This window comes from Xanthobacter pseudotagetidis, assembly GCF_043194795.2.
Lineage (GTDB): Bacteria > Pseudomonadota > Alphaproteobacteria > Rhizobiales > Xanthobacteraceae > Xanthobacter > Xanthobacter tagetidis_A.
Genome location: NZ_CM195534.1, coordinates 4,726,826 through 4,741,876 on the forward strand (window position 1 = coordinate 4,726,826; position 15,051 = coordinate 4,741,876).

General features: G+C 71.6%; 16 protein-coding genes. 4 read left to right on the forward strand and 12 right to left on the reverse strand.

What is annotated here, in order from left to right:
- Positions 1-52: 52 nt before the first annotated feature.
- The 7 genes from V5F67_RS21650 to V5F67_RS21680 all read right to left on the reverse strand — a co-directional run bounded on the left by V5F67_RS21650 (position 53) and on the right by V5F67_RS21680 (position 4,898).
- On the reverse strand, positions 53-1,003 hold the full coding sequence (locus tag V5F67_RS21650) for an electron transfer flavoprotein subunit alpha/FixB family protein (protein ID WP_394018152.1): 951 nt from the start codon (positions 1,001-1,003) through the stop codon (positions 53-55).
- Positions 1,003-1,752, reverse strand: a complete 750-nt coding sequence (locus V5F67_RS21655) for an electron transfer flavoprotein subunit beta/FixA family protein (protein WP_394018154.1) — start codon at positions 1,750-1,752, stop codon at positions 1,003-1,005. Before V5F67_RS21655 ends, V5F67_RS21650 begins: the two co-directional genes overlap by 1 nt.
- 331 nt (positions 1,753-2,083) lie before the next feature.
- Positions 2,084-2,815 (reverse strand): rhomboid family intramembrane serine protease, encoded by a 732-nt coding sequence (locus V5F67_RS21660; RefSeq protein WP_394018156.1) that lies wholly within the window; start codon positions 2,813-2,815, stop codon positions 2,084-2,086.
- A 122-nt stretch (positions 2,816-2,937) separates the two neighbouring features.
- Entirely contained in the window at positions 2,938-3,516 is a 579-nt protein-coding gene (locus V5F67_RS21665; protein WP_394018158.1) for a cob(I)yrinic acid a,c-diamide adenosyltransferase, read from the reverse strand.
- 10 nt (positions 3,517-3,526) lie between these two features.
- Positions 3,527-3,721, reverse strand: coding sequence for a twin transmembrane helix small protein (locus V5F67_RS21670; RefSeq protein ID WP_394018160.1), 195 nt, complete (start codon positions 3,719-3,721; stop codon positions 3,527-3,529).
- Positions 3,722-3,763: 42 nt separating this feature from the next.
- Positions 3,764-4,258, reverse strand: a complete 495-nt coding sequence (locus V5F67_RS21675) for a TspO/MBR family protein (RefSeq protein WP_394018162.1) — start codon at positions 4,256-4,258, stop codon at positions 3,764-3,766.
- A 58-nt stretch (positions 4,259-4,316) separates the two neighbouring features.
- Positions 4,317-4,898, reverse strand: a complete 582-nt coding sequence (locus V5F67_RS21680) for a host attachment protein (protein ID WP_394018164.1) — start codon at positions 4,896-4,898, stop codon at positions 4,317-4,319.
- Between the two features lie 182 nt (positions 4,899-5,080).
- On the opposite strand from V5F67_RS21680, the gene V5F67_RS21685 reads away from it, so the two are divergent.
- Positions 5,081-5,380 (forward strand): hypothetical protein, encoded by a 300-nt coding sequence (locus V5F67_RS21685; protein WP_394018166.1) that lies wholly within the window; start codon positions 5,081-5,083, stop codon positions 5,378-5,380.
- A 161-nt stretch (positions 5,381-5,541) separates the two neighbouring features.
- Here the strand turns inward: V5F67_RS21685 and V5F67_RS21690 are convergent, their stop codons facing one another.
- The 5 genes from V5F67_RS21690 to V5F67_RS21710 form a co-directional block, all read right to left on the reverse strand.
- Positions 5,542-6,102, reverse strand: a complete 561-nt coding sequence (locus V5F67_RS21690; RefSeq protein ID WP_394018168.1) for a copper chaperone PCu(A)C — start codon at positions 6,100-6,102, stop codon at positions 5,542-5,544.
- A gap of 152 nt (positions 6,103-6,254) precedes the next feature.
- On the reverse strand, positions 6,255-6,623 hold the full coding sequence (locus V5F67_RS21695; protein ID WP_394018170.1) for a hypothetical protein: 369 nt from the start codon (positions 6,621-6,623) through the stop codon (positions 6,255-6,257).
- 99 nt (positions 6,624-6,722) lie between these two features.
- Complete coding sequence (locus V5F67_RS21700; RefSeq protein ID WP_394018172.1) at positions 6,723-9,086, reverse strand: Tex family protein; 2,364 nt, start codon at positions 9,084-9,086, stop codon at positions 6,723-6,725.
- Between the two features lie 444 nt (positions 9,087-9,530).
- Positions 9,531-10,844, reverse strand: a complete 1,314-nt coding sequence (locus tag V5F67_RS21705) for an ATP-binding protein (protein WP_394018174.1) — start codon at positions 10,842-10,844, stop codon at positions 9,531-9,533.
- Positions 10,841-11,563: a response regulator gene (locus V5F67_RS21710; RefSeq protein WP_394018176.1), complete on the reverse strand. Its 723-nt coding sequence runs from the start codon at positions 11,561-11,563 to the stop codon at positions 10,841-10,843. Before V5F67_RS21710 ends, V5F67_RS21705 begins: the two co-directional genes overlap by 4 nt.
- A 206-nt stretch (positions 11,564-11,769) precedes the next feature.
- Between V5F67_RS21710 and V5F67_RS21715 the strand changes: the two genes are divergently transcribed.
- The 3 genes from V5F67_RS21715 to V5F67_RS21725 all read left to right on the forward strand — a co-directional run bounded on the left by V5F67_RS21715 (position 11,770) and on the right by V5F67_RS21725 (position 14,839).
- Positions 11,770-12,459 (forward strand): hypothetical protein, encoded by a 690-nt coding sequence (locus tag V5F67_RS21715; RefSeq protein ID WP_394018178.1) that lies wholly within the window; start codon positions 11,770-11,772, stop codon positions 12,457-12,459.
- Positions 12,460-12,719: 260 nt separating this feature from the next.
- The gene (locus V5F67_RS21720) at positions 12,720-13,814 is read left to right on the forward strand and encodes a LacI family DNA-binding transcriptional regulator (RefSeq protein WP_394018180.1); all 1,095 of its coding nucleotides are present in this window, start codon (positions 12,720-12,722) and stop codon (positions 13,812-13,814) included.
- Between the two features lie 23 nt (positions 13,815-13,837).
- The gene (locus tag V5F67_RS21725) at positions 13,838-14,839 is read left to right on the forward strand and encodes an ABC transporter substrate-binding protein (RefSeq protein WP_394018264.1); all 1,002 of its coding nucleotides are present in this window, start codon (positions 13,838-13,840) and stop codon (positions 14,837-14,839) included.
- Positions 14,840-15,051 lie beyond the last annotated feature (212 nt).

Here is a 15,051-nt window from a genome sequence, read left to right on the forward strand (position 1 = left end):
GCGTCCCCGAAGCTGCGGCCGGCCGAAACCGCCGGCCGCAGCCAGAATGATCCTAACCCTTAACCTTGGCGATTTCCGCCTTCAGCTCGGGGATCACGGTGTTGATGTCGCCGACGAGGCCGTAGTCGGCCACCTGGAAGATGGGGGCCTCCTCGTCCTTGTTGACGGCGACGATGACCTTGCTGTCCTTCATGCCGGCGAGATGCTGGATCGCGCCGGAGATGCCGAGGGCGATGTAGAGCTCGGGCGCCACCACCTTGCCGGTCTGGCCCACCTGCCAGTCGTTCGGCGCGTAGCCGGCGTCCACCGCCGCGCGCGAGGCGCCGACCGCCGCGCCGAGCGCGTCCGCCAGCGGCTCGATCAGCTCCGCGAACTTCTCGCGCGAGCCGACCGCGCGGCCGCCCGAGACGATGATCTTCGCCGCCGTCAGCTCCGGACGGTCCGAGGCGGCGATGCTCTCCTCGACGAAGGTGGACACCGCCGGGTCGGCGGCGGCCGAGACCGCCTCCACCGGCGCCGCGCCGCCTTCCGGCGTCGCCGCGAAGGAGGCCGTGCGCACGGTGATCACCTTCTTGGCGTCGCCCGACTTCACGGTCTGGATCGCGTTGCCGGCATAGATCGGCCGCTCGAACGTGTCGGGCGCGTCCACCTTGATGATGTCGGAGATCTGCATCACGTCCAGCAGGGCGGCGACGCGCGGCAGCACGTTCTTCACCATGGCGGTGGAGGGGCCGACGATGGCGTCGTAGGAGCCGGAGCCCGCGAGCGACACGATCAGCGCCGCCAGCGGCTCGGCGAGCCGGTGAGCATAGAGCGCGTCGTCCGCGAGCAGCACCTTCTCCACGCCGGAGAGCTTGGCCGCGGCATCCGCCGCCGCCTTCGCGCCCTGGCCGGCGACCAGGACATGGACCGGCGCGCCGAGCGCGCTCGCGGCGGTGAGGGCCTTGGCGGTGACGCCGTTGAGAGCCGAATTGTCGTGTTCGGCGATGAGCAAGGTCGCCATCAGATCACCCCCGCCTCGTCCTTGAGCTTCGCCACCAGCTCGGCAACCGAGCCCACCTTCACGCCCGCCTTGCGGCCCGCGGGCTCGGCGGTCTTGAGCACCGTGAGGCGCGGGGCGACGTCGACGCCGTAGGCGTCGGGCGCCTTCTCGTCGATGGGCTTCTTCTTGGCCTTCATGATGTTGGGCAGCGAGGCGTAGCGCGGCTCGTTGAGGCGCAGATCGGTGGTGACGATCGCCGGGCCCTTCAGGGTCACGGTCTGGAGGCCGCCGTCGATCTCGCGGGTCACGGCGAAGCCGCCGTCCTCCACCACCACCTTGGAGGCGAAGGTGCCCTGGGGCCAGCCCAGCAGGGCGGCGAGCATCTGGCCGGTCTGGTTGCAGTCGTCGTCGATCGCCTGCTTGCCGAGGATGACGAGGCCGGGGGCCTCTTCGCCCACCACGCCCTTGAGGATCTTGGCCACCGCCAGCGGCTCGACCACGCCGTCCACCTTCACCAGGATGCCGCGGTCGGCGCCCATGGCGAGCGCGGTGCGCAGGGTTTCGGAGGCCTGGGCCGGACCGATGGAGACCACCACCACCTCGGTGGCCTTGCCGGCTTCCTTGAGGCGCAGCGCCTCTTCCACGGCGATCTCGTCGAACGGGTTCATGGACATCTTGACGTTGGCGAGCTCCACGCCCGACCCGTCCGACTTCACCCGGACCTTTACGTTGTAATCCACCACCCGCTTCACGGGCACAAGGATCTTCATCGAGGCGTGCTCCCCATCTCCCGACCTGAGGTCCGGCTGCGTGCATGCGCCGAACATATGCCTGCGGGCTTTGTGCCCGCCGCGTCTAGTTTGCGGGCGTTCCGGCCCGCCGCGGGCACCGCGCCCCAGGCCACGCGTCCGCTCGTCCGGCATCGGCGCGCCGGGGGCGGTCGTCTGGTCTTGGGGAGGGGCGGGCCGGACCATCGGACGCCGGCAGTCGCTCCGGCATCCGAGGGACCCGCGCTCCAGGGCGGAACCCTCGTGTCCTCAAGGCTCCCTGCAATGCAGCAAAACCTTGGGGCCGGCAACGTAGGAGCGGCTAGAATGAGTGTCAACGCTCGCCTTCCCGCATGCCGCGCGGCGTCGGCACGCCCGAGGGATCGCGGTCGAACAGCGCCACGCCCGGCCGGCGCATGATCACCACCAGCAGCGCTCCGGCGACGAATCCGCCGATATGGGCCCACCAGGCGGTCTCCTCGTCCGCCGCGACCACCACCTGGTAGACCTGGAGCGCGATCCAAAGGCCGATGACCCAGAAGGCCGGCACCCTGAGCGGCAGCTTCATGAACACCAGCGCCCACAGGCGCACATGGGGGTGAAGCACCAGATAGGCGGCGATCACGCCCGCCACCGCCCCCGAGGCGCCGATGAGCGGGGCCTCCGAGCCGGGCTGGGCGAACACGTGCACGGCGCCGGCGACGATGCCGCAAAGAAGATAGAAGGCGAGGAAGCGCGCATGGCCGAGCGCATCCTCGACGTTGTCGCCGAACACCCACAGGAAGGCCATGTTGCCGATCAGGTGCAGCCAGCCGGCATGCAGGAACATGTAGGTGAGAAGCGTGAGCTCGGCCGGCAGGCGCTCATAGCCTTCGGGCAGAACCGCCGCCCCCGTCACCACCGCGGGAATGGTGCCGTAGGCGAGCACCCCCGCCTCGCTCACCTCGCCGAAGCCGCCGTGCTGCAACGCGAGGAACACGAACAGGTTCACGCCGATGAGCGCCCATGTGACGTAGGGACGCACCACGTGCTCGAGCGGATTCGTGTCGTGCAGGGGAACGAACATCGGCGCGGCTTATCCCGGCGGGCTGCGGCACCGCGCCCTGAAGACCCATCTCGCCGCAATCTACCGGAAGCGCGGTCGCGGCGCCAAGGCCCTTGCCGCCGGGCACGCGCCGCCGCCGGACGCTACCGGCTCGCCCCCGGCACCCAGAGCACGTCGCCCTTGCCGCGATCGTTGGCGTAGCGGCCGGCCACGAACAGAAGGTCGGACAGCCGGTTCACATAGGCGATGGCCGGGGCGCCGACGGCATTGGGGGCGGAGTGGGAGAGCTCCACCATGTCCCGCTCCGCCCGCCGGCAGATGGTGCGCGCCAGATGCAGGTAGGCCGAGGCCGCGCTGCCGCCGGGCAGCACGAACGAGGTCAGCGGCGAAAGCTCCGCGTTGAGCGTGTCGATGTCGGCCTCCAGGCGCGCCACCTGGGACGGGACGATGCGCAGCGCGGCGCCCACCGCGTCGGTGTCGTCCGGCGGCGTGCACAGATCGGCGCCGAGATCGAACAGGTCGTTCTGCACCCGCTCCAGCATGCGCGCGAGCGCCGGCTCGCCCGCAAGGTGCAGCCGGGCGATGCCGATGGCGGCATTGGCCTCGTCGACCGCGCCGTAGGCGGCGACCCGCAGATCGTACTTGCGCACCCGCGCGCCGGTGCCGAGCCCGGTGGTGCCGTCGTCGCCGGTGCGGGTGTAGATCTTGTTCAGCTTCACCATGGCCCCGGCCTCAATGCCGCATGGCGTAGATGGTGATCATCACCAGCACCAGCGCCAGGAACTGGAACAGCACGCGCAGGCGCATGAGCGTCTGCGAGCGCTGCGGCGAGCCGCCGGAGGCGAAGTTGAAGAGGCCGAGCAGCAGCACCCCCGCGACCAGGAACAGCGCGAAGGGGATGAAGAGATAGATGGACCAGTGGAGCATGAGGCACCTGCGCGGCGCTTGCCGGGGGGGGGGGCGCGATCGTCAGTTCATGACCGTGATGGCGGCATTGAGCGTGGATGCGTAGCACACCCAGGCAAGATAGGGCAGCAGCAGCCAGCCCGCGATCCGGTCCACCCTCAGCGCCGCCCTGAAAGCGAGCGCCAGCACGGCGACCAGCGCCAGCACGATCGCCAGCGCAGGCACCGGGGCATGGAGCGCGAAGAATACCGGCGACCACGCCGCGTTGAGCGCCAGCTGCGCCAGGAACAGGCCGATGGCGCGCCGCCATCCCGGCGTGCCGGGCGGGCGGCCCCACAGGCGGAACAGCGCCACGCCCATGAGCGCGTAGAGCGTGGTCCAGGCGATGGGAAAGAGCCAGTTGGGCGGCGTCCAGAACGGCTTGGCGAGGCCCCGGTACCACGTTGGGATTTCCGGCGCCGTCGCCGCCGAACCGAGCGCCGCCACCCCGGCCACCAGCACGGCGCAGACGGCGAGGCGCAGCGGCCAGGACGCCGATCCGGAAACGCCAGACGCCATGGCATGCTCCCCACTCACGGTTGGCGCTTTGCTGTCCGTCGCCGTGCCTTTCAATCCCTCAGGCGGCGATGTGGCGCTCGATCTCGTCGATCGGCATCTTCACGAGGTCCTTGGCCATTTCCCCGTCCACCACGGCCTTGACCTGCGCGCTCAGGGCCTCGCGCAGGGTGCCGAGCGCCTTGGGGGGCGCGACGATGAGAATGCGGCCCGCGCCGCCCTGCACCAGTTCCGAGAGCCGGCCGGCAAGGCCGCGCAGGAACTCGGCTTCGGCGAGCGCATGGAGATCGGTGATCTCGACCGCGCTGCGGGCGGCGCCCTTCGATTCATGCACGCGGCCCGGACGGTCGGTGCCAAGCTGCGCGGTGGGCGCGCTCGGCGCGCTGATGGTCTCCAGCACCTTGAGCCGCGGCTTCGGCGCGATGCCGCTGTCGGCCAGAAGGAGCGCCCTCGCGCCGTCGCACACCAGCACCAGGCGATTGGCTTTGTCCGCATTCGGCATTTGTGAACCTCCAGGCATCCGACAAAATCCCCGGCGCATCGGCCCGACGGCTTCGAAACGGGAAACGCTCCTGCCGTCTCGGCGGTTTCGCCGCGCCTCGACCATGGACCGGCGGGCACGGCGCGCCTTGCGTTCGCTCAAGGCGCGGCGGCCTCTCCTAAAGGTGTGCCGGTTCGGCGCGCATGCAAGAGTGTGAATGCGACGCATTGACCATGAGGGAGCTATTGCCGGCCCGACCGGCCCATGAGACGATTTGACGAACCTGATGCGCGCTGGCGCGCGGTGGCTGCCGCTCGCGTCGCCGGAGTGGAGGGCTTGTGGCCATGCCCGTTCTCGTCCGCTTTCTTCTGCGCCATGCCGCCATCGGCATCGGTGTCGCCGCCATGTTCGTCGGCGTGCTCGCCGCCTTCGACGTGTTCCATCTCGGCGCGCTGATGCGCGGCTCGCCCGACGGGCTGTTGGCGCTTGCCGTGCTCACCTGCGCGCTCGGCATCACTTTCGGCAGCGTGCAGATGGGCTTTGCCGTGATGCTGATGGGGGACGACGACCAGCCGCCGAAGGGCCGCCGCGCCCCGCTCGCGCGGCTCCGTCCGGCTCCGGTCCGGGTGCGCGCCCGGCGCTGAGCCGTTCGGGCACGATCCGGACGGGCACGATCCGGACGGGCACGATCGCGGATCGCCCGGGAAGGGAGGCGCGCGGCCTCCCTTTTTGTTTGGCACCGCACGCTTCTGATCAGGCGCCATTTCCGGCGCGCGCTCAGGTCGGCTGGCGCATGGCTCCGGGGCTACTTGCCGTGGCCGCCGGAATGGCCGCCACCCGCGGAGGACGCGCCCACCGGGACCACCTTGTAGGTCACGCTCACCGTGCCCGCCTTCTCGAAGGTGAGCGTGCCCGTCACCGGCTTGTCGAGCGCGATGGGCGCCTTCAGGTCCAGGAACATGATGTGGTAGCCGCCCGGCTTCAGCGCCACCTCGCCGTTGGCCGGAACGGCGACGCCGTTCGGCTGCGGCCGCATGGTCATGACGCCGTTGCTCATGGCCATCTCGTGGATCTCCGCCCGGCCGGCGACATCGGCGGTCGCGGCGATCAGGCGGTCGGCGGTGGCGCCCTTGTTCTTCACCACCATGTAGCCCGCTCCCACCTTGGCGCCGTCGGGCGTGGCGCGGGTGAAGGGATCGTCGATGGACAGATTGCCGATCTTCACCTCGTCGGCGCGGGCGCCCTGCGCGGTGAACAGGGCGAGCGCCGCGGCGAACACCGCGAGCGCGAGCTTTTCCTCGAACGAGCCGAAGGCCGGACGGCCAGCCTTGGCCAAAGGAGTGCGGGAGCGACGGAACAGCATCATGGAACGGTCTCCTTGAGGATTGGTCTTGCCCCGGCCGCGGTGCGGCCGGCCGGCGAAAGAGGAGCCGGCGCGCGACGCCGACGGGCCGCCATGGACAGGCGGCGAGCAGGCGACCCGCGGGGCGCCGCCTCGATCAAAAGGAATGCAGGAGATCAGGCGACGGGCGGTGCCCGGGCCTGCCACGCGCCCAGGCGCGATCCGCGGGGCGCGTCGGCACGGCCCGCACGCCCGTAGTCGGCCGGCACGAAGGCGACGGGGGCCGCCGTGGCAGGCGCGGGAGATCCATTGAGCGCCCCGGCCACGCCGCAGTTCCCGACCACGCAGCAATCGGGCAGGTGCGCGGCGTCGTTCGACGGCACGCCACTGTCGCCCGCGACGACGCGGGACGGCATGCACAGCGTCGGGGCGGCTGAGGATGCGGCACTGGCGCCCAGGGCAAGCGCCAGCACGAACGCCTGCGCCACGAGGCCATAGGCCGCCAGCAGGCCGACGACGCCCCGCATGTGCCGGTGCAGCCTCATGATGCGCGCCGCCTCCTGTGCTCTTTTTTCAAGGCTAGCACTTCCCGCGCGCCGCCGGAATGGCGCGCGGGACGCGGCATCGCGTCCCGTGGAGGGGCGCTATTGGCCCTTGCGCCGCATGGCCTCGGCCAGCGCTGCGCCGAAGGCCCCCTGGCCGGCACCCGGCCTGCCGCCCTTGCCGGAGTCCTGACCGCGGCCAGACGGTCCCCCGCCCGGCCGGGGCCCGCGGGGTCCGTCGTCGCTGCGGGGCGCGTCGCCGCGCCCGCCCGGAGGCCGCGCCGCGCCGTCGTCCTTGCGCATGGACAAGGCGATGCGCTTCCGCTTCACGTCCACCTCCAGCACGCGCACCTTCACCACGTCGCCCGCTTTCACCACCTCGTGCGGGTCCTTCACGAAGCGGTCGGCGAGCGCCGAGACGTGCACCAGCCCGTCCTGGTGCACGCCGATGTCCACGAAGGCGCCGAAGGCGGCGACGTTGGTCACGGTGCCTTCCAGCACCATGCCGGGCCTGAGGTCGCTCATCTCGTGCACCCCGTCCGCGAACGTGGCGGTCTTGAAGGCCGGGCGCGGGTCGCGGCCGGGCTTCTCCAGCTCGGTGAGGATGTCGCGCACGGTGGGCAGGCCGAAGCGCTCGTCGACGAAGGCGCGCGGGTCCAGCGCCTTGAGCGCCGCCGTGTCGCCCATGAGCTGGCGCACGTCGCGCCCGCAGGCGGCGACGATCTTCTTGGCCACCTCGTAGGCCTCCGGATGCACGGCGGAGGCGTCCAGCGGCTCGGCGCCGTCCGGGATGCGCAGGAAGCCGGCCGCCAGCTCGAAGGTGCGCGGGCCGAGGCGGGCGACCTTCAGCAATTCCTTGCGAGTCTTGAACGCGCCGACCGCGTTGCGGTGGGCGACGATGGCCTCGGCGAGCGAGGCGCCGAGGCCCGAGACGCGGGCGAGCAGGGAGGCGGAGGCGGTGTTGAGATCGACGCCGACCGCGTTCACCGCGTCCTCGACCACCGCGTCGAGGGCCTTGGCGAGGCGCGCCTGGTCCACGTCGTGCTGATACTGGCCGACGCCGATGGCCTTGGGCTCGATCTTCACCAGCTCCGCCAGCGGGTCCTGGAGCCGGCGGGCGATGGAGACGGCGCCGCGCAGCGACACGTCGATGTCCGGCATCTCGGCGGCGGCGGTGGCGGATGCGGAATAGACCGAGGCGCCGGCCTCGCTCACCACCACCTTGATGGGCTTCCTGCCATCGGCGTCCGGCGGCAGGGCGGCGAGGAGGTCGGCGGCGAGCTTGTCGGTCTCGCGGCTCGCCGTGCCGTTGCCGATGGCGATCAGCTCCACATGGTGGCGACGGATGAGGCTCGCCAGCTCCGCCATCGCTCCCTGCACGTCGTTGCGCGGCTGGAAGGGATAGACGGTGCTCGTGGCGATGAGCTTTCCGGTGCCATCGACCACCGCCACCTTCACGCCGGTGCGGATGCCCGGGTCGAGGCCCATGGTGGCGCGCGAGCCGGCCGGCGCCGCCAGCAGCAGGTCCTTGAGGTTGCGGGCGAAGACGCGGATGGCCTCTTCCTCGGCGCGCTCGCGCATCTCGCCCATCAGCTCGACGGTGAGGTGCAGCGAGAGCTTCACCCGCCACGCCCAGCGCGCCACATCCAGCAGGAAGCCGTCCGCCGGCGCGCCATTGGCGAGGGGAATGTCGTAGGCCTGGGCGACGATGCGCTCGGCGGGCTTGACCGGGGTGGTCGCGTCCTCGTCCACCACGAGGTCGAGGGTCAGCATCTCCTCGTTGCGCCCGCGCAGCATGGCGAGCACGCGGTGGCTGGGAGCGGTGGCCCACTTCTCCGAATGGTCGAAATAATCGCGGAACTTGGCGCCCGCTTCCTCCTTGCCCTCCGCGACCTTCGCCTTGAGCACGGCATTGGCCTTCAGGTGCGCGCGCAAGCGGCCCACCAGCTCGGCATTCTCGGCGAAGGTCTCCACCAGGATGTCGCGGGCGCCGTCGAGGGCCGCCTTGATGTCCGCCACCTGATCGGTGAGGAAGGCGGCCGCGCGCTCGGCCGGGACGATCGAGCGATCCGCCAGGATCGCCTCGGCGAGAGGCCCGAGCCCCTTCTCGCGGGCGATCTCCGCCTTGGTGCGGCGCTTGGGCTTGTAGGGGAGGTAGAGGTCCTCCAGCTCCGCCTTGGTGGCGGCGGCCGCGATCTTCGCCCTCAGATCCTCGGTGAGCTTGCCCTGGCCCTCGATGGAGGACAGCACGCTGGCGCGGCGGCTCTCCAGCTCGCGCAGGTAGGCGAGGCGCTCCTCCAGGGTGCGCAGCTGGGTGTCGTCGAGGCCGCCGGTCGCCTCCTTGCGGTAGCGGGCGATGAAGGGGACGGTGGCGCCCTCGTCGATCAGCCCCACGGCAGCGGTCACCTGGGCGGACCGCGCGCCGATCTCGACGGCGATGATGCGGGCGATGTCCTCGGCGGCCATGGGCGCTCTCCTCGCAAGGGGTCGCAGGTCCTAGAGCGCGATCCGATCAAATTGAAACAATCTGATCGGCGAATCGCCCTCTAACTTAAGGATAGAGAACGCGTTATCCGACCAGCTTGCAGCGCAAGCTGATCGGCGCGTGCTCTAGCGCAGGCGCGCGGCGCTGTCACGGCGCCCTGTGGACGACGCCGGGGACGGACCGACAATCAGGGCCGGCGCGGCGAGACGGCATTCCGCTCTGTCATGCGGGAGGCGCGCTTCGCGCCGTCGTGCCCGGCCTCCTGCCGGGCATCCACGCCGTGCCGCTCGCGCCACGCTCGCGATGTCCACGCCACGCCGCGGAGCGCGGATGGCCTGGATAAGCCCGGCTATGACGGCATCTCCCTGCACACACGCTCCTCGCGCACCTCGAGCGTCGGGAGTGGCCCTGAAGCGCGATCGCGCCTACGCCTCGTCCGTCCCGGCGAGCGGCAGCTCCACCCGCTGGAGCAGCCCGCCCCCCGGCCGGTTGGTGAGGGTCAGGCGCCCGTGATGGCGGGTGACGATCTCGTGGGCGATGGCGAGCCCGAGCCCGGCGCCGCCGATCCTGGCCTGCCGCGCCGGGTCGACGCGGAAGAAGGGCTCGAACACCTGCCCCATGAGCGCGTCGGGAATCCCCGGCCCGTCATCCTCGATGGCGAGCACCGCCAAATCGCCGGCACGCTGCACCGCCACCCGCGCGCCCGCGCCATGGGTGGCCGCGTTCACCACCAGGTTCCGCACCGCGCGCCGCAGCGAGAGGGGCCGGCCGGACACCAGCGCCCCCTCGGCCGCCACGAGGCGCGCCGGAAGGCCCATCTCGCGCGCCTCGTCGACCACCGCGCGGGCGAGGCGATCGAGCCGCACCTGCTCCTCGGGCGCGCCCTCCACCTCCTCGCGGACCAGGCGGATGGCGCTGTCGGCGATGCGGTCGAGCTCGGCGAGGTCGGCGAGCCACTGGACCCGCTCCTCCTCGTCGGCGATGAACTCGGCCCGCAGGCGCATGCGGGTGAGCGGGGTCCGCAGATCGTGCGCCGCCCCGGCGACGATGCGCATGCGGCTGTCCATGGCGCCCTTGAGGCGCGCCGACAGGCGGTTGATGGCGGCGGCCGCGGCGCGCACCTCCGCCGGCCCCTCCTCCGGCAGGACCGGCGGCTCGCCGTCCGGGCCGATGCGCGCCGCCGCCTCCTCGATCAGCGCCAGCGGCTTCATGAGGCGCCGCACGGAGAGCACCACCGCGAGGGTGGTGCCGGCGCCCATGAGCGCGATCCAGGTGGCGATTCCGAGCGTGAAGCGCGGCGATGCCGGTCCGGGACCCGGTCCCGGACCGAAGACCGGCATCATGCCGCCGCGCTCCACCAGCCAGCGGCGCCCAGGCAAGGCGAGCGCCACCACGGGCAGGCCGCCGCCCTCCGGCAGGATCACCCGAACCTCGTAGCGGGCGCCGATGCGCGCCATCGCCTCGGCCAGCCGGCGCGTCGCCTCCGGTTCCAGGCGCCCTTCCGGCGGGTCGGGCCGGATGCTCCTGTCCCGGCCGCCGGCCTCCTTGATATCCGGCAGCCGCGCGGCGAGGTCGGCGGTGAAGGCGAGCCGCGCCGCCAGGTCGACCGCGGCGTCCGGGGGTGGTCCCGGCGGCCCGACGAGGAAGAAGGATGCCCCGTTCGCCACCAGCACCACCGCCAGCATGGCCAGCACAAGCAGGCCCGAGACCTGGGCGCGGAGCGACCGGAAGAGCTTCACGCCTCCTCCTCCGCGTCGACCTTCACCGAGAACTGGTAGCCGCCGTTGCGCAGGGTCTTAAGCATGTGGAAGGTGCTGTCGCCGAGCTTGCGCCGCAGGCGGCTGACGAGGACGTCCACCGACCGGTCGAACGGCCCGGCCTCGCGCCCACGGGTGATGTCGAGCAATTGGTCGCGCGAGAGGATGCGCCCCGGCCGCTCCAGGAACGCCATCAGCAGGTCGAACTCGGCGCCCGTCAGCGGCACCTCGGCGCCGGCCGGGTCCGTGACGGTGCGGGTCTGCGGCTCGGCGCGGAAGCCGGCGAAGCGGAATGCGCGGACCTCGGCGGGCTTGCGTTCCGCTTCCGCTCCGGCAGTCCGGCGCAGCACGGCGCGGATGCGGGCCACCAGCTCGCGCGGGTTGAACGGCTTGCCGAGATAGTCGTCGGCGCCGATCTCCAGGCCGATGATGCGGTCCACGTCCTCCTTCAGCGCCGTGAGCAGGATGATGGGCACCGAAGAGCGGGCGCGCAGCGCCCGGCACAGGTCGAGCCCCGAGGCGTCCGGCAGCATCAGGTCGAGCACGACGAACTCGATGCGGTGGGTGGCGAGCAGTTCCTCCATCTCCCGCCCGCTCGCGGCCAAGGAAACGCGGAAGCCCTGGGCCACCAGATAGCGCCCCAGCAGCCGGCGGATTTCCTGATCGTCGTCGACGACGAGAATATGGGGACCGCCTTCCACGCGCCTCTTGCTCCTTCGCCGACCACATAGAGCGCGCTTGCACGCGCGAGGACACCTGGCCTGTGACCGCCGGTTTCTCCGGCCCGCGCGGCAACATTGGGATACAAATTGCCGTGACGACGCGAACTTCAGATACAACGCGACCTAGGGAGGCAACATGGCCGGGCGATGGTGGCGCCATCGAAACCGTCCAGAAGGACACCGCCATGTCGCGCCCCATGCTCAAGGCCGCTCTGCTCGCCGGAGGCCTTCTCGCCCTTGCCGTCCCGGCGGCGATCGGAGCGAGTGGCCCGGCCGACAAGATCCAGGACCGTCTGCCGCAGACGGAAACCTCGCCCGCGCCCGGACGGCCGGTCAAGGTCGCCTGGCTCGACCGGCCCGTGGCCGGCGCGCCGATGGGCGCGCCTCATGACCGGCGCGGGCCGCCCGGCGAGCCGCCGACGGGCCCGCGCTTCGACGTGGGCATGGGGCCGCCGTTCGGCGGGCCGCCCCGGGAGCCTCCGATGGGACCCTTCATGGGTCCGCCCGACCCGCTTCGGCTCGCCCGCACGCTCACGGTCGCCGAGACCGCGGTGGGAATCCGCGCCGACCAGCTGGACATCTGGCGCGCCTACACCGACGCCCTCCAGGCGGTGATGGCGCCGCCGCCGCCCGAGGATGCCAAGGACCCGCCGGCGCCGCTCGCCTGGTCGGCGGACGTCGCCGCCCGTGCCAAGGCCAATGGAGAGGCCGGCGGCAAGCTCGCCGCCGCGGTCGAGGCCCTGAAGGGCCGCCTCACCCCGGACCAGCTTTCCCGCCTTGCCCACATCGAGCCGCTGCTGATGCCGCCGCCTCCGCCGGGACCGGTCCCTACCGGCGCGCCCGGCCCCGGCTCCCGGCCCCGCTCGCGCGGCTGAGCCCCGATCGCCTCGGCTCCGCCGAGGCTCCAGGAAGGAAGGGAAACTCGCCGCCCTGATCTTCCCTTCCCCGCGGCGGGCGCTTCGGCGCCCGCCGTTTCCTTTTCTGCCGGCACGCCTCCCGCTCCCTGTCATACGCGCGTTGCACGCGGCCCCTAGAACAGCCGTGAAAACGGTTTCAGGTCCGCCAGGGCTCCCGTTCTCAGCGTTTCCGGACGACAGGGATCGACGCGCCGACAGGTGCGTCGGAGGAGATGCCATTGTCGCGCGTCGTCACCATCCGCACCGTCGCCGAGCGCGCCGGCTGCTCCATCGCCACGGTGAGCCGGGTCATCAACGGCTCGGCCCGCACCAGCGCGGAGGTGGAGGCGCGGGTGCGCGCGGCGGTCGAGGAACTGGGCTTCCGCCCCAGCGAGATCGGCCGCTCGCTGAAGACCCTGCGCACGCGCACCCTCGGCGTGGTGATCCCGAGCCTCACCAACCCGGTGTTCGCCGCCTCCGTCGCCGGCATGGAGGCCGAGGCGCGCCGGCGCCACCATACCCTGCTGCTCACCGCCACCGACTACGACGCCGCCCGCGAGCCGGAGGTGGTGGAGACGCTGGTGGCGCAGAGCGTCGCCGGCCTCGTGCTCACGGTCGCCGACGCCGACGACAACCCCACCCTCGACCGCCTCGACGCCGAGGGCATCCCCTACGTTCTGGTCTACAACGAGCCGCGCCGGGCCGAGCGCGCCGCGGTCTCTGTGGACAATGCCGGCGCCACCTTCACCCTCGCCCAGGCGATGATCGCGCAGGGCCACCGCCGCCTGGTCTATCTGGCCGGCCGCTTCGCCACCTCGGACCGCGCCCGCACGCGCTATCTCGGCTATCTTGCGGCCATGGAGGCGGCGGGGCTCGCCCCCGAGCCGCCGCTGGAGCTCGACTATCTCGCCGACCCCGCCGGCCACGGCGCGGCGATCGCCGGCGTGTTCGGCCCCCCCGGCCGGCCCACCGCCGCCTTGTGCTCCAACGATCTGCTCGCGCTCTCGGTGATGGGGGCGCTGCGCGTCCTCGGGCTCAGGGTGCCCGAGGACGTCTCGGTGGCGGGCTTCGACGGCATCGCCCTCGCCGGCGCCGCGTTCCCGGCGCTCGCCACCGTCGACACGCCGACCCGCCGCATGGGCGAGCGGGCGGTGGAGAAGATCTTCGAGTTGCTGGACGGAGCGGCCGCGCCGACCCTGGAGCGGCTGCCCTTCGAGCTGCGTCCCGGCGGCACGCTCGCGGCGGCCCCGGACGCTTCCCCCGGCGCGCCCGCGCGCCGGCAAGACGATGCGCGTCCGTCTCAATCCGCGTCTCCTGAAACGCCATCCGAATGAGGACCAAGCACATGCCTCGCCTGATGAATTCCGTGCTTCTCGCCGGCGCGCTCGCGGCCGCGCTCTGCGCCGCCGCCCCCGCCCGCGCGGCCGACGCCATCTGCTACAACTGCCCGCCGGAATGGGCCGACTGGGGCTCCATGCTGAAGGCCATCAAGGCCGACACCGGCATCGAGGTGCCGCAGGACAACAAGAATTCCGGCCAGTCGCTGACCCAGATCATCGCCGAGAAGGCGAGCCCGGTGGCGGACGTCGCCTATCTCGGCGTCACCTTCGGCATCAAGGCGAAGGAGGCCGGCGTCACCCAGGCCTACGAGCCCAAGGGCTTCGCCGAGATTCCCACGGGCCTCAAGGACCCCGAGGGACACTGGTTCACCATCCATTCCGGCACGCTCGGCCTGTTCGTGAACAAGGACGCGCTCGGCAAGACCCCGGTGCCGGCCTGCTGGTCGGACCTGCTGAAGCCGGAATACAAGGGCCTCGTCGGCTATCTCGACCCGACCTCCGCCTTCGTCGGCTATGTGGGCGCGGTGGCGGTGAACGGCGCCATGGGCGGCACGCTCGACGACTTCAAGCCGGGCATCGCCTTCTTCAAGAAGCTGCAGGCGAACCAGCCGATCGTGCCGAAGCAGACCTCGTACGCCCGCGTGCTCTCCGGCGAGATCCCGATCCTGTTCGACTACGACTTCAACGCCTACCGCGCCCGCTATTCGGACATGGGCAACTTCCAGTTCGTCGTCCCCTGCGAGGGCACGGTGGTGGTGCCCTACGTGATGACCATGGTGAAGAACGCGCCCCACCCCGAGGCGGCGAAGAAGGTTCTCGACTACGTGCTCTCCGACAGGGGCCAGGCCATGTGGGCGAAGGCCTATCTGCGCCCGGCGCGCGCCATCGAGCTGCCGAAGGACGTGGCCGAGCGCTTCCTGCCGGCCGCCGACTACGCCCGCGCCAAGCCGGTGGACTACGCCAAGATGGAGCAGGCCCAGAAGGGCTTCGCCGAGGCCTATCTCAACGAGGTGAAGTAAGGCGTGGCCCAACGCGATCCCCTCCCCCCTTGTGGGGGAGGGACAGGGTGGGGGGTGTGACCGCCCCGGCGGTGGGGGGTGTGACCGCCCCGGCGGATGTCCCGGCGATGCGACCAGCACCAGAGGGCCACGAAGCCGACGAGCCAAAGGGTGTGACCGCCCCGGCGGATGTCCCGGCGATGCGACACCCCCTCCCCCGCCCCTCCCCGCAA